This window comes from Chromobacterium sp. CCUG 30098 (assembly GCF_059916605.1).
In genome coordinates this window covers 124,231-137,661 of record NZ_JAUCGS010000008.1, presented here as the reverse complement: position 1 = coordinate 137,661, position 13,431 = coordinate 124,231, and the positions used below count along the sequence as shown (strand labels likewise).

At 63.6% G+C, this 13,431-nt stretch carries 10 protein-coding genes; 8 read left to right on the top strand and 2 right to left on the bottom strand.

What is annotated here, in order from left to right; all coding sequences use genetic code 11:
• The first annotated feature begins 192 nt into the window (after window positions 1–192).
• On the top strand, window positions 193–2,772 hold the full coding sequence (clpB, locus tag QUG03_RS17845; protein WP_107799599.1) for an ATP-dependent chaperone ClpB: 2,580 nt from the start codon (window positions 193–195) through the stop codon (window positions 2,770–2,772).
• Window positions 2,773–2,831: 59 nt separating this feature from the next.
• On the opposite strand, the gene QUG03_RS17840 is transcribed toward clpB, so the two are convergent.
• Window positions 2,832–3,398 carry a DNA-3-methyladenine glycosylase I gene (locus QUG03_RS17840; RefSeq protein WP_500820588.1) on the bottom strand — a complete coding sequence of 189 codons (567 nt, stop codon included), beginning with the start codon at window positions 3,396–3,398 and terminating at the stop codon, window positions 2,832–2,834.
• Entirely contained in the window at window positions 3,398–3,832 is a 435-nt protein-coding gene (fliW, locus tag QUG03_RS17835) for a flagellar assembly protein FliW (RefSeq protein WP_107799597.1), read from the bottom strand. The genes QUG03_RS17840 and fliW overlap by 1 nt, the downstream gene beginning before the upstream one ends.
• A 206-nt stretch (window positions 3,833–4,038) precedes the next feature.
• On the opposite strand from fliW, the gene QUG03_RS17830 reads away from it, so the two are divergent.
• The 7 genes from QUG03_RS17830 (at window position 4,039) to trhP (ending at window position 13,056) form a co-directional block, all read left to right on the top strand.
• The gene (locus QUG03_RS17830; RefSeq protein ID WP_158274294.1) at window positions 4,039–5,253 is read left to right on the top strand and encodes an EAL domain-containing response regulator; all 1,215 of its coding nucleotides are present in this window, start codon (window positions 4,039–4,041) and stop codon (window positions 5,251–5,253) included.
• Entirely contained in the window at window positions 5,250–5,981 is a 732-nt protein-coding gene (locus QUG03_RS17825; RefSeq protein WP_107799595.1) for a response regulator, read from the top strand. The genes QUG03_RS17830 and QUG03_RS17825 overlap by 4 nt, the downstream gene beginning before the upstream one ends.
• Before the next feature lie 10 nt (window positions 5,982–5,991).
• On the top strand, window positions 5,992–9,855 hold the full coding sequence (locus QUG03_RS17820; RefSeq protein WP_500820587.1) for an ATP-binding protein: 3,864 nt from the start codon (window positions 5,992–5,994) through the stop codon (window positions 9,853–9,855).
• A 157-nt stretch (window positions 9,856–10,012) separates the two neighbouring features.
• Complete coding sequence (locus QUG03_RS17815) at window positions 10,013–10,846, top strand: ferritin-like domain-containing protein (protein WP_500820586.1); 834 nt, start codon at window positions 10,013–10,015, stop codon at window positions 10,844–10,846.
• A gap of 32 nt (window positions 10,847–10,878) precedes the next feature.
• Window positions 10,879–11,094, top strand: coding sequence for a hypothetical protein (locus tag QUG03_RS17810; RefSeq protein WP_227107940.1), 216 nt, complete (start codon window positions 10,879–10,881; stop codon window positions 11,092–11,094).
• A 166-nt stretch (window positions 11,095–11,260) separates the two neighbouring features.
• Window positions 11,261–11,680, top strand: a complete 420-nt coding sequence (locus tag QUG03_RS17805) for a hypothetical protein (protein ID WP_107799591.1) — start codon at window positions 11,261–11,263, stop codon at window positions 11,678–11,680.
• A gap of 32 nt (window positions 11,681–11,712) precedes the next feature.
• On the top strand, window positions 11,713–13,056 hold the full coding sequence (gene trhP, locus QUG03_RS17800; RefSeq protein ID WP_500820585.1) for a prephenate-dependent tRNA uridine(34) hydroxylase TrhP: 1,344 nt from the start codon (window positions 11,713–11,715) through the stop codon (window positions 13,054–13,056).
• The last annotated feature ends 375 nt before the right edge of the window (window positions 13,057–13,431 follow it).

Here is a 13,431-nt window from a genome sequence, read left to right as displayed (position 1 = left end):
ACTTGGGTGGGCGGCTCTTGTTGGGCCAGTCCGGTTCCGCTCTTGATTTAATGCATAGATTAAATTTTTTGCCAAAGCCATAAATAAAATGCGTCTGAGGGAAAATCGGGTTCAAGATCGACGATTGCGAGGCTTGAAAAGCAACTGGCCATGCCCAGATAGTGTTTATCAATCTTCCGAAGGAGCCACTCCATGCGATTCGACAAGCTGACGACCAAGTTCCAGCAGGCGCTGGGGGATGCCCAGAGCCTGGCCTTGTCTCAAGACCATGCTTACATCGAGCCGCAGCATCTGCTGTTGGCCATGCTGGACGACGCCGACGGCGGCATCGCCGGCCTGCTGGCGCGCGCCGGCGTCAACGTGCCCGGCCTGAAAGCCGGCTTGAACCAGGCTTTGCAGCGCCTGCCGCGGGTGCAGGGCAATGGCGGCGAGATCACTGTCTCGCGGGATTTGGCCAATCTGCTGAACCTGAGCGACAAGGCGGCGATGAAGCTGGGCGACGAATTCATCGCCAGCGAGCTGTTCCTGTCCGCGCTGAGCCAGGACAAGGGCGAGGCCGCGCGGCTGCTGAAAGAGCACGGCGGCCAGCCGGCGGCGATCCAGGCCGCGATCGACGCGGTGCGCGGCGGCGCAAGCGTGTCCAGCCAGGACGCGGAGAGCCAGCGCGAAGCCTTGAAGAAGTACACCCAGGACCTGACCGAGCGCGCGCGCCTGGGCAAACTGGACCCGGTGATAGGCCGCGATGACGAGATCCGCCGCGCCATCCAGGTATTGCAGCGCCGCACCAAGAACAACCCGGTGTTGATCGGCGAGCCCGGCGTCGGCAAGACCGCCATCGTCGAGGGCCTGGCCCAGCGCATCGTCAACGGCGAAGTGCCGGAAAGCCTGAAGAACAAGCGCCTGCTGGTGTTGGATCTGGCGGCGCTGATCGCCGGCGCCAAGTTTCGCGGCGAATTCGAAGAGCGGCTGAAAGCGGTGTTGAACGATCTGGCCAAGGACGACGGCCAGACCCTGATCTTCATCGACGAGATCCACACCCTGGTGGGCGCGGGCAAGGCGGAGGGCGCGATGGACGCCGGCAATATGTTGAAGCCGGCGCTGGCGCGCGGGGAGCTGCATTGCATCGGCGCCACCACGCTGGACGAATACCGCCGTTACATCGAGAAGGACGCGGCGCTGGAACGCCGCTTCCAGAAAGTGCTGGTCGGCGAGCCCTCGGTGGAGGACACCATCGCCATCCTGCGCGGCTTGCAGGAAAAGTATGAAATCCATCATGGCGTGGACATCACAGACCCGGCCATCGTCGCCGCCGCCGAGCTGTCGCAGCGCTACATCACCGACCGCTTCTTGCCGGACAAGGCCATCGATTTGATCGACGAGGCCGCCAGCCGCATCAAGATGGAGCTGGATTCCAAGCCGGAAGAGATGGACAGGCTGGACCGCCGGCTGATCCAGCTGAAGATCGAGCGCGAGGCGGTGAACAAGGAAAGCGACGAGGCCTCGCAAAAGCGGCTGAAGCTGATCGAGGACGAGATCGCGGAACTGTCGCGCGCCTATGCGGACCTGGACGAGATCTGGAAGGCGGAAAAAGCCGCGCAACAGGGCTCGCAGAGCATCAAGGAGGAAATCGAGCGCCTCAAGGTGGAGATGGAGGACCTGAAACGCAAGGGCGATTGGCAGAAGCTGGCGGAACTGCAGTACGGCAAGCTGCCACAGCTGGAGGCGCGGCTGCAGGACGCCGAGGCGGCCGGCGCCGGCGAGCAGGCCAGGCCCAACCGTTTGCTGCGCACCCAGGTGGGGGCGGAGGAGATCGCGGAAGTGGTCAGCCGCGCCACCGGCATTCCGGTGTCCAAGATGCTGGAAGGCGAGCGCGACAAGCTGTTGCGCATGGAGGAGGTGCTGCATCAGCGCGTGGTGGGGCAGGACGAGGCGGTCAGCGCGGTGGCCGACGCCATCCGTCGCTCCCGTTCCGGGCTGGCCGATCCCAACAAGCCTTACGGCTCCTTCCTGTTCCTGGGGCCGACCGGCGTGGGCAAGACCGAGCTGTGCAAGACCTTGGCCGGCTTTATGTTCGACAGCGAAGATCACCTGATCCGCATCGACATGTCCGAGTATATGGAGAAGCATTCGGTGTCCCGCTTGATCGGCGCGCCGCCGGGCTATGTCGGTTACGAGGAGGGCGGCTATCTGACCGAGCAGGTGCGCCGCAAGCCGTATAGCGTGATCTTGCTGGACGAGGTGGAGAAAGCGCATCCGGACGTGTTCAACATCCTGCTGCAAGTGCTGGACGACGGCCGTCTGACCGACGGCCAGGGCCGTACCGTGGATTTCAAGAACACCGTGGTGGTGATGACGTCCAATATCGGCAGCCAGCAGATCCAGGCGATGGATAGCGACGATTACCAGGTGATCAAGCTGGCGGTGATGGCGGAGGTAAAAACCCAGTTCCGGCCGGAGTTCATCAACCGCATCGACGAGGTGGTGGTGTTCCACGGCCTGGGCGAGCAGCACATCAAGTCCATCGCCCGCATCCAGCTCAAGAGCCTGGAGCGCCGGCTGGCCAAGCTGGATCTGGACTTGCAGATCAGCGAGGAGGCGCTGGCCTTGCTGTCCGAAGCCGGCTTCGATCCGGTCTACGGCGCGCGGCCCTTGAAGCGGGCGATCCAGTCCGAACTGGAAAACCCGTTGGCCAAGGCCATCCTGGCCGGCGAATACCCGCCGAAATCCACCATCCTGGTGGAAGCGCGGGACGGCCATCTGAGCTTTGCCTGAACGCAGGCCCGCTCGTAAAAAAAGCCCGGGAATCCGGGCTTTTTCTTTGGGCGGCGCGCTCAGCCGCGATCGGGGTGGCGGAAGCAGGCTGACATGTGGTCGTTGACCACGCCGCAGGCCTGCAGATAGGCGTAAATCACCGTGCTGCCGACGAAGTTCATGCCGGCTTTTTTCAGCGCCTTGCTGATGCGGTCGGACAGCTCGGTGCTGGCGGGCACCCGCTCGTCGTCGCGGCAGCGCAGTATCGGCCGGCCGTCCACATGCGCCCACAGCCAGTCGGCGAAACTGCCGTGTTGCCGCTGCATCTGCAGAAACACCTTGGCGTTGCGGATGGCGCTCCGGATCTTCAGCCGGTTGCGCACGATGCCGGCGTCCTGCATCAGGCGCTCAACGTCGCCGTCGTCCATCGCCGCCATCTTGACCGGGTCGAAGCCGTGAAAAGCGCGGCGGTAGCCGTCGCGCTTGCGCAGGATGGTGATCCAGGACAGGCCGGCCTGCGCGCCTTCCAGAATCAGCATCTCGAACAGCTTGCGGTCGTCGCGCTCGGGACATCCCCATTCCTCGTCGTGATAGGCGACGTAGAGCGGATCGTCGCCGCACCAGGCGCAGCGGGCCGGGGCCGGCATCAGCGGTTATGCAGCAGGATGTCGCACTGCAGCCCCACTTTTTGCAGGCCGGTGCGGCTTTGCAGATTGATCACCAGAGGATTGCGGATGTTCGCCTTCATCGTGGACAGCGCCGGGTGCTGTTCATCGGCCTGATTGCTCAGCATCAGCAGAATGGCCACATCCTGCGGCCGCTGCAATTGCAGCTCGGCCACTTCGGCGTCGTCCAGCTCTATCTCATAGCGGATGTCCAGCGCTTCCGGAGTGGTGATGCTGAAGATGACGCCGGCGTCGTCCAGCGATTGCAGCCAGAACACCTGCGGCTGGGCCTGGGTGGCGTTGTGGAACAGCTTGAAGCGGGTGCAGTTTTCCAGCGCGGGAATGCCGCGCGGGAAGGTGATGACGGTGCTCTCGTCGATATCGACTTGGCCGAGCTGGCTGGACTGGAACCGCATGGCGTGCCTCCTGGCGTGACAATGCTCTCATTATGCATGGCGACGACGGCAATTGCACAAGCGGAACGCCGCCGCGCGCGAAGATTGCAAGCCGTGGTTGTGGCCGAGGGCTTATCGGCCTATATCAATATTACTCGAATGTCGTATCTAAATTGGGTTGCGGACAGCCGGCAGGGCGCCCGCGCGCGATGCTAAGGGGAGATCCCATGAGCTTGCCCGCCAAGCGGTTTCTGATTCTTGAAGACCAGCTGGTGCTGCGGAAACTGATTTCCCGTCAGGCCAGTTTCTTTAGTCGCTACGAAGTGGCCATCGACGAGTTCAGCGACCCGGCCGAGGCGCTGCGCAGCATCGGGGAGAACCACTACGACCTGATCGTCACCGATATCGGCATGCCGGGCATGAACGGCATCGACTTCATCAAGCACGTGGCCTTGCTCGGCTACCGGGCGGCCTTGCTGATCATTTCCGGCTATGACGGCAAAACCCTGAACACCATCAGCGAGATGGCTTGCAGCCTGGGCATAGGCAGCACCCGCTTCCTGTCCAAGCCGTACTCGGCGGAGTCCTTTCTCACCGCGCTCAACAGCGTGTTCAACGATCTGGAGCGCGCCTACCAGGTGCAGCAGCTGGACGTGGAGGGCTTTTTCGCCGACGTCTGCTCCGGCGAATTCAAGCTGGAGATCGAACCCATCCTGGGCCTGCCCGGCCATCGGCTCGCCGGCTTCGACGTGACGGCCCTGATTCGGCCGCAGGGGCGGGTGGAGTGGGGCGCCGGTCTTTTCAATGTGCTGGCGCGCCGCAAGGGGGTCTCCGCCCTGGTGCTGGAGGAGCTGGTGGCCCGCATCGCCAGCCTGTTGGCCAGCCTGCGCCAGCAGGGTCTGGGCGAGGAGTGCGGCGTCAACGTGCGCATAGACAAAGCCTGTTTGGAGAGCGAGAACCTGTTCGACCACTGCCATGCCCAGTTGCAGCAGCGCGGCGTGCCGCCGCGCTTGCTGGGTTTCGAGCTGGCCGAGGGGCTGGGGCAGCAATCGCCGGCCCAGGCTTTCGAGAACGTCGCCAAGATCAAGTATCTGGGCTTCCGGCTGATCGCCGATCATTTCGGCAGCGGTTCGCTGACCCAGAGCAATATGCTCAAGCTGCCGTTCGACCATGTGAACATCCCCATCGAATCCCTGCAATGGATACGCGCCATGCTGGGCGCGGACCCGCAGGCGCTGCGTTTCTTGCGCATCTACGGCTTGCCGCCGGGAGCCATCACCGCCAGCGGGGTGGACGAGGAGGAGGATGTGACGCTGGCGCAGGAGATGGGTTGCCCCTGCGTGCAAGGCGCTTATATGGCCTTGCCGGTGCGTGAAAACGAATTGAGCGACTATTTGCGGCGGAGTCAGGAAACCGCGGCGGCGGAAGGGGGCGCGGGATGAGTATCGCGGCGGTGGACTTCTCGCGGATGCGGATATTGGTCGTGGACGACCAGACTCTGGTGCGCTCCTTGATCAGTCAGGCTTTGCAGACCATGGGCATGCGCTCGGACGCCATCTTCCAGACCGCGGACGGCACCGCGTCGATGCGCTTGCTGGATATCCGCATGGTGGACCTGGTGCTGTGCGATGTGCAGATGGCGCCGATGAACGGCATGGATCTGCTCAAGGAACTGCGCTGCGGCCACACCATGAATCCTTCCAATCTGCCCTTTGTGTTCCTGTCCGGCCATGCGGACCGCAGCAATGTGGTGCTGGCCAGCCAGTTGCACGCAGACGGCTTCGTGGTCAAGCCGCCGAAGCCGGCCGATGTGGAGAAGGCCATCGTGGCGGCGATGCAGCGCAAGCGGCCGGAGATCGATCCGTTCAGCTACTACGGCGTGTCCACCGGCACCGAATACGACCGCAAGGTTTTCGGCCGGCTGTTCGACGCTCCGGCGCTGCCCGAAGCGCCGCCTGGCATGGCGGTCAGCCTGCTCACGGTGAAGGCGGGCGCGGTGCTGGCTCAGGACCTGCACAGCAAGCACGGCCATTTGCTGCTGCCGCGCGGCGCGGCCATCTCCGCCAACCAGATCACGGTGCTGCGCGATTTCAGCGACCGCTACGGTGTTTTGCGGCTCTTCGTCGAGGAGGTTTCCGAGACGGAGGCCGAGTCGTCACGTGAGCTCTGAGCGGCCGTCGATGAAGTTTTCCAGGCCGCGTCAGGAGCACATCAAATCCATCCGCCGCGCGGTGATCCTGATCGTCTTATTGCTGGGCGTGCTGCAGACCGGGGCCATTTTGCGTCTGTTGGACGAGTCCTGGGACTCCTATCGCAGGGCCCGGCACGTGGCCGAGCTCAATCGAGACATCTCGGCCTTGTATCAGGCGGTCAGCGCGGAAAACCTGGAGAGCAGCAAGCTGCGGCTGCTGCTGACGGCAAAATCGCCGCCTACGCCGCAACAACAGGAAGAACTGAAGCAGCTAGCCCGCGACACCGACGCCAAGTTCGTGGTGGCGCTGGCGTCGGTTCCCGTCATGACCGGGGCGGACGCCTCCAGCCAGGGGCGGCTGCGTAATCTGGCCCACGATTTCAAGGTGCTGCGCGATGAAACCACAAAGATATTGAGCCAGCCGGATTTTCAGAACGAATCGCTGAGCAATCTGCTCTACCTGGCCACCGCGCGGATGCGTAACGAGGCCGGCGGCATCCTGGCCGCGGACATGGCGCAGCTGGCCAGTCAGGGCGATCCCACGCTCAACAGCCTGATGATGATCAAGCAGAGCCTGTGGCAGCTGGGTGGGCAATTGCGCGGCAACGCGGTGGCGCTGATCATGCGCGAGCAGCTGGGGCACCGGATGAACCGCGACATCGAGGACGATCTGGCCTTCCGGCTCAGCTCCGCCATGGTCATGGTGGAGCAGCTGCGCCCGGTGATCCTGGGCGTGCACGACGACGCCTTGAAAGCGGCGTTCACCAATCTGACCACCTTGACGCTGAAGCTGCAACTGGTCGTCAAACTGCAATACGAACAGATAGACGGCGTTCAGTCTTTCCGTCAGGTCACGAATTTCCGCGTCAACTTGCTGGAACTGGATGAGGAGCTGCGGCGCACCTTCGGCATGGTGGAGCGGATGACGGCCGAGCGCATTGACGAAAGCCGGCGCACTTATCTGCTGCGCATGGTGCGCGACGGCTTGTTCGGCGTGCTGGCGCTGAGCCTGGTGCTGGTGTTGCTGTACTACATGGTGCGCCGCGTATTGCGGCCGCTGTCCGCGCTGAAGCATATGCTGGATGCCTCCGGCGACGCGGTGTTGATCGTCAATCGCAACGGTCGGATCGAAATCGCCAACGCCGGGGCCGGCAAGATGTTTGGCTATCCGCAAGCGGCCTTGCACGGCATGTCGGCCTATAGCTTGCTGGAGGTGCCGGGCGGCGCCGCGCATCTGACCCAGGCCTTGAACGATCAGGAAACCGTGGCCTTGGCCGGAGAAGGCTTGCCCGCCAACGGCGAACGCTTCTACGTGGCGATCTCGCTCAGCCAGTTCAGCAATAGCCGAGACCACGGCTGGCGCATGCTGACGGTGCGCAACGAGCAACAAAGACGGCAGGCCGAAACCTCGCTGGAGCGCAGCGTGGAACTGTTGTCGGCGATTTCGGTGGTGGAGGGCATGCTGCTGGCGCGGGAGCCGCGCGACAAGGTGTTCGAGGAGTTGCACCGCGTGTTCTGCCATCACACAGGCGCCCGCGAATGCCTGTTGGTGGCCTGGTCGCCGCTGGACGAATGCGGGCAATCCCTGCGTTTGCAGGCCGGCAGCTGGCCGCCGGAATTGCCGTCGCTGCAGGAGGTCACCCACGCGGCGGCTCCGCTCAGCCAATTGTTCCAGCTGCTGAGCGAGCGCTCCACCTGGATTTCCCTGCCGGTGATGCTGGGCGGCGATGTCGCCGCGGCGGTGTGCATGCAGCAGCCGGACGTGTTCCGTCTGGGCGTGGGCATGCAGCCGCTGATCGGCGCCTACGCCAATATCCTGGGCTTTTACGATGAGGAAGCGCGACGCAAGGTGTCGGAGGCGCAGTTGCGCACCGTGTTGCAGGAAGAGGAGGCGGTGTTCGCCTCGTCTCCGGTGGGTTTGCTGCGCCTGAACGAGCAATTGCAGATTTCCCGCTCCAACCAGACGGCGGAGATGATTTTCGACGTCGGCGATTACGGCCTGGTGGGCATGCATTTGATGGAGCTGATGGCGTCGGATCAAGGCTGGATAGAGTTGACCGAGCACTTGCAGCAAATGCGTCAGGGCACCCGCATCCACTGCGAACTGGAATGCCTGACCGGCGCGGGCCTCCCGATCTGGGTCCTGTTCGAAGGCCAGATGGTGGCGACGGAAACGGTGGAGGGCGTGATGATCCTGGCTTGCCTGGACATCACGGAACGCAAGATGGCCGAATTCGAACTGCGCATGGCGCGGGACCAGGCCAATGCCGCCAACCGCGCCAAGAGCGCCTTCCTCGCCACCATGAGCCACGAGATCCGCACGCCGATGAACGGGGTGCTGGGCATGTTGGAACTGTTGAACATGACCCGGCTGGACGGCGAGCAGCGGGACGCGGTGGCGACGATACACGATTCCGCGCACACGCTGCTGCGGCTGATCGACGACATCCTGGATTTCTCCAAGATCGAGGCCGACAAGCTGGAGATCGTCACCGCGCCGACGGCGACGCGGCCGTTTCTGGAGAGCATCCGCAGCCTGTACCAGGAAAACGCCTATAAGAAGGGGCTGGATTTCCAGTTAGAAGTGGATGAGCAACTGGCGCCGACGCTGGTGCTGGACCCCTTGCGCGTCCGGCAGATTTTGCAGAACTTCATCAGCAACGCGATCAAGTTCACCGCTCAGGGCGGCGTGACCATACGCGTCAAGGTGCTCAGCACCATGGCCAATTACCAGTCGCTCAGCTTCGAGGTGGAGGACAGCGGCATCGGCATGTCCGAGGACAGCTTGTCCAGGCTGTTCCAGCCCTTCACCCAGGCGGACTCCGACACCACCCGGCGGTTTGGCGGCACCGGCCTGGGCCTGGCCATCTGCCGGCGGCTGGCCGGCTTGATGGGCGGTCATGTGGAACTGGAGAGCGAGCTGGGCCAGGGCAGTTGCGCGCGTTTGCTGCTGGAGGCGGAGTGGTCGGAACAAGTGGTGGCCCCGGTCAGCCTGCCCCAGGTCCACGTGCCGGCGGAGACGCCGCGCGAAGAGGAGGTCGAAACCGCGGCGCCGTCGCCGGAGCGGAGCGCGCTGCCCATCTTGTTCGCCGAGGACAATCCCACCAACCGCAAGCTCACCCTCAAGCAGCTGGAAAAGCTGGGTTATGCGGCGGAATGGGCCGAGGACGGCGAGCAGGCTTTCGCCAAATGGCAGTCCGGCCGCTACTCGATGATCCTGACCGATTGCCATATGCCGGGCATAGACGGTTATCAGCTGGCGCGGCTGGTGCGCGCGCGCGAACAGGAGGAAGCGGAAGGAAGCCGTATTCCCATCGTCGCCTGCACCGCCAACGCCGCCAAGGAGGAGCTGGACAAGACCCGGGAAGCCGGCATGGATGATTTTCTGACCAAGCCGCTGTCGATTGCGGAGCTGTCCGCCGCGCTGCAAAAGTGGACGACGGCGGAGGCCGGGGCAAAAACGGCGGCGCCGCCCGCCGAGGCCGAACCTGAGGGCGGGCCGGAAGACGGGCCGGTGGACCGCTCCGTGCTGCAGGTGTACAGCAACGGCGAGCTGCAAGTGGAGTTGGAAATCCTGCGCGACTTCCAGCAAGGCAACGCCGAGGACGTGGCCGAGCTGCGCAGCGCCATCGCGGAAGGCTCCAGCGACCGCGTCAGCTTCGCCGCCCACCGGGTCAAGGGCGCCAGCCGCATGGTGGGCATCAAGGCCTTGGGCGAGGCGGCCGAAGCGGTGGAAAAGGCGGGCAAGGCCCAGGCGATGGAGCAGGTGGCGGCCTTGATGCCGGCTTTCGACGCCGCGCTGGCCGAGTTCGAGGCCTGGCTGGCCAGGCAGAATGAAACCAATCCGGCCTGAGGTACGGTTCAAAGTCCGCAGCGCGCCGACGACGCGGCGGGGGAGCCGGGCATTGAAATGCCCATGCGCCGCATGAGCGAAACCGCTTTCTTTGTCGCAGGCCGCTAGACTTTGAACAGGTTCTGAGGCGAGGCGAGATCGGCTAAAATACCCGGCCATGAGCGAGTCGACATCTCTTTACCCGCAGTTGGAAGCGGCGCTGCTGTGCGGCGACGTCGAGCGCAAGATGACGCTGACGACGGCGGTCTTGCACGGCTGGCGTCTAGACGCGTTGCCGCGCCGCGCGGACGCGCCGCCGGCCTATCCTTTGCCGGAGGCCGGGCGGCCGCCGCTGCCGGAACTGGTCCATCCGTCCAAGGTGCCCAAGCGCAGCCTGTCCTCCCGGCAGGGGCACGCCGCGCTGCTCCACGCCATCGCCCATATCGAATTCAACGCGGTCAACCTGGCGCTGGACGCCGCTTGGCGTTTCCGCGAGATGCCGGACGCCTTCGTCAGCGACTGGTTGCAAGTCGCCGCGGAAGAAGCGCGCCACTTCTCCCTCCTGCTGCGGCGTCTGCGGGAGCTGGGCCACGACTACGGCGATTTCCCCGCTCACAACGGCCTGTGGGCGATGAGCTGCAAGACCGATTACGACCCGCTGGCGCGGATGGCCCTGGTGCCCAGGGTGCTGGAGGCGCGCGGCCTGGACGTGACGCCGGGCATTCAGCGGCGGCTGGCCGGCATTGGCGATCACGCGAGCGTGGCGGTGCTGGACATCATCCTGCGGGAGGAAGTGGGGCATGTGCGCATCGGCAACGCCTGGTTCGGCCGGCTGTGCCGGCAGCGGGGGCTGGAGCCGGAGGCCTGTTTTCAGGAACTGCTGCGGCGCCACGATGTCCAGCTTTACCGCGGGGCCTATAATCTGGCCGCCCGCGAGCGGGCGGGGTTTTCAGCCAAGGAGCTGGAAGCGCTGCGCGCCTTGTGCGAAGACGATACAGCTCCAGCCGGCTAGAATGCCGGCGGCCTCACCTGGAACGATGAAACATGCTATTGAATTTGTTTAAGAAGATGCAAAGGCAGCGGCGCTTCGCCATGACGGTGCTGCTGCTCAGCACCTTGGCCTTTGCGCTCAGCTCGGCGCTGTGGCGCGGCCTGGACGGCGGCCCCGGCCCCTTGCTGGCCATTCTGTGTCCGCTGGCGATGCTGCTGGCCCTGATCTGCCAGTTCAGCGCTTTGTTGGCATTGGCGAAAAGACCTTAAACCGGAAAAGGATTTTTAAAACAGCGGCTTAAAGTGTTGCTTGCGGACGGCGCGCGGACTTGACTGCCACCGGCAGGCCGCGCATAATCGCCCCCGTATCGATAAGGGTCAGGGCTCCACATTGGGTGGAGCCTTTGCTTTTTGGAATTTTCGGAGAAACCGAGTCATGGACCATCAGGCATTCCTGCGCCAATTGGAAACCAACGCGCTGCCTGCATCCGACTTCAACCACCGCGCGCACCTGTACGCCGCCTGGGCCTACCGCCGCCAATATCCGGCGCCGGAAGCCGCCGCCCGCTGCGCGCGCGCGCTGTCCCGTTTCGCCATGGTGAACGGCGCGGCGATGAAGTACCACCACACCCTGACCATGGCCATCCTGGTGATTCTGTACAGCCGGATGGCCAGCCAGCCGCAGTTGCTGGACGATTGGGAGGCGTTCGCCAGCCACTGCCCGGACATGCTGGCCGACCCCCGCGCCGTGATTCTGCAACACTATTCTTCAGAGCGCCTGGACGACGATTCGGCGCGCAAAGGCTTTGTCGAGCCGGACCGCGAGCCGCTGCCGATGTCCTGTCTGCTGCACTGAGCCCACCGCTCAACGAACCCACAGAATAAACAATGAAAGCACCAGAACTTCTGTTGCCGGCCGGCACGCTGGACAAGATGCGCGCCGCCTACGACTTCGGCGCCGACGCCGTTTACGCCGGCCAGCCGCGTTACAGCCTGCGCGCCCGCAACAACGACTTCAAGCTGGAAGAGCTGAAGCAGGGCATAGACGAAGCCCACGCGCGCGGCAAACTGTTCTTCGTCGCCAGCAACCTCTTGCCGCACAACAGCAAGATCAAGACCTATATGGCCGATATGGAGCCGGTGATCGCGATGAAGCCGGACGCGCTGATCATGGCCGATCCCGGCCTGATCATGATGGTGCGCGAAAAATGGCCGGAAGTGCCCATCCATTTGTCGGTGCAGGCCAATACCGTCAATTACATGGGCGTCAAGTTCTGGCAGAAGCTGGGCGTGTCGCGCATCATTCTGTCGCGCGAACTGAGCTTGGACGAGATTGCCGAAATCCGCCAGCAATGCCCGGACATCGAGCTGGAAGTCTTCGTGCACGGCGCGCTGTGCATCGCTTACTCCGGCCGCTGCCTGCTGTCCGGCTACTTCAATCACCGCGATCCGAACCAGGGCACCTGTACCAACGCCTGCCGCTGGGATTACAAGGTGCACGACACTCAGGGCGACGACGCCGGCGATGTGCAGACCATCCAGTTCGACTTCAACAAGGCGCTGGAAGAGGCCAATCAGAGTTTCGCCTCCTGCGGCGGCGCCGAGCGCCATCCGCTGGCGGACAAGACCTATCTGATCGAAGAAGGCAGCCGTCCCGGCGAACTGATGCCCATCATCGAAGACGAGCACGGCACCTACATCATGAACTCCAAGGACCTGCGCGCGGTGGAGCAGGTGGAGAAGCTGGCCAAAATCGGCGTGGATTCGCTGAAGATCGAGGGCCGCACCAAGAGCTTGTACTACGTGGCGCGCGCGGCCCAGGTCTACCGTAAGGCGATCGACGACGCCGTGGCCGGCCGCCCGTTCGACCTCGGCCTGCTGGCCGAGCTGGACGGCCTCGCCAACCGCGGCTACACCCCGGGCTTCCTGGAGCGTCACCAGACCCAGGAATACCAGAACTACCTCACCGGCCATTCCAAGGCCAAGCAGAGCCAGTACGTCGGCGACGTGCTGTCGGTGGACGCCGGCGGCTGGGCGCTGATCGAGGTGAAGAACCGCTTCGCGGTGGGCGATCGCATCGAAGTGATCCACCCCAGCGGCAATCAGATCATCGAGCTGGCGCAGATGACGCGCAAGGACCAGCCGGTGGAAGTGGCGGCCGGCAACGGCATGCAGGTCAAGATCCCCGGCATGCATGGCAAGGAAAAGGCCTTGCTGGCGCGGCTGTTCTGAAGCGCGTCGACGCGGATTTTCGCCTAAGCGGGCGGCCATTGCGGCCGCCCGTTTTTCATGGCCGCCAGCTTGGGAAACGGGCTGTTGAATGTTGAACATAGTTAACGTGACGAGCACAGTCTGTGGTAATCGTGTTTATTTTTTTGCGCGGCAGCATCGATAAAAGTTGCGCAGCTCTAAAAACATGGTTAAAAAGTAATGGCGTTACAGATAGATGTGTGAATTTTATTAAACACACACTGGACGCGGAGAGATGAGAAAGAAGAGGAGACGATGGAGGCCGGCCGCAGCCTGTTGGGGGCGGCGCCAGCCGGTTTTCCGCACAGGTTTCCCTTGTCCGCGCGTCGTCGTTTCGACGGCGCGCGGGCCATAATG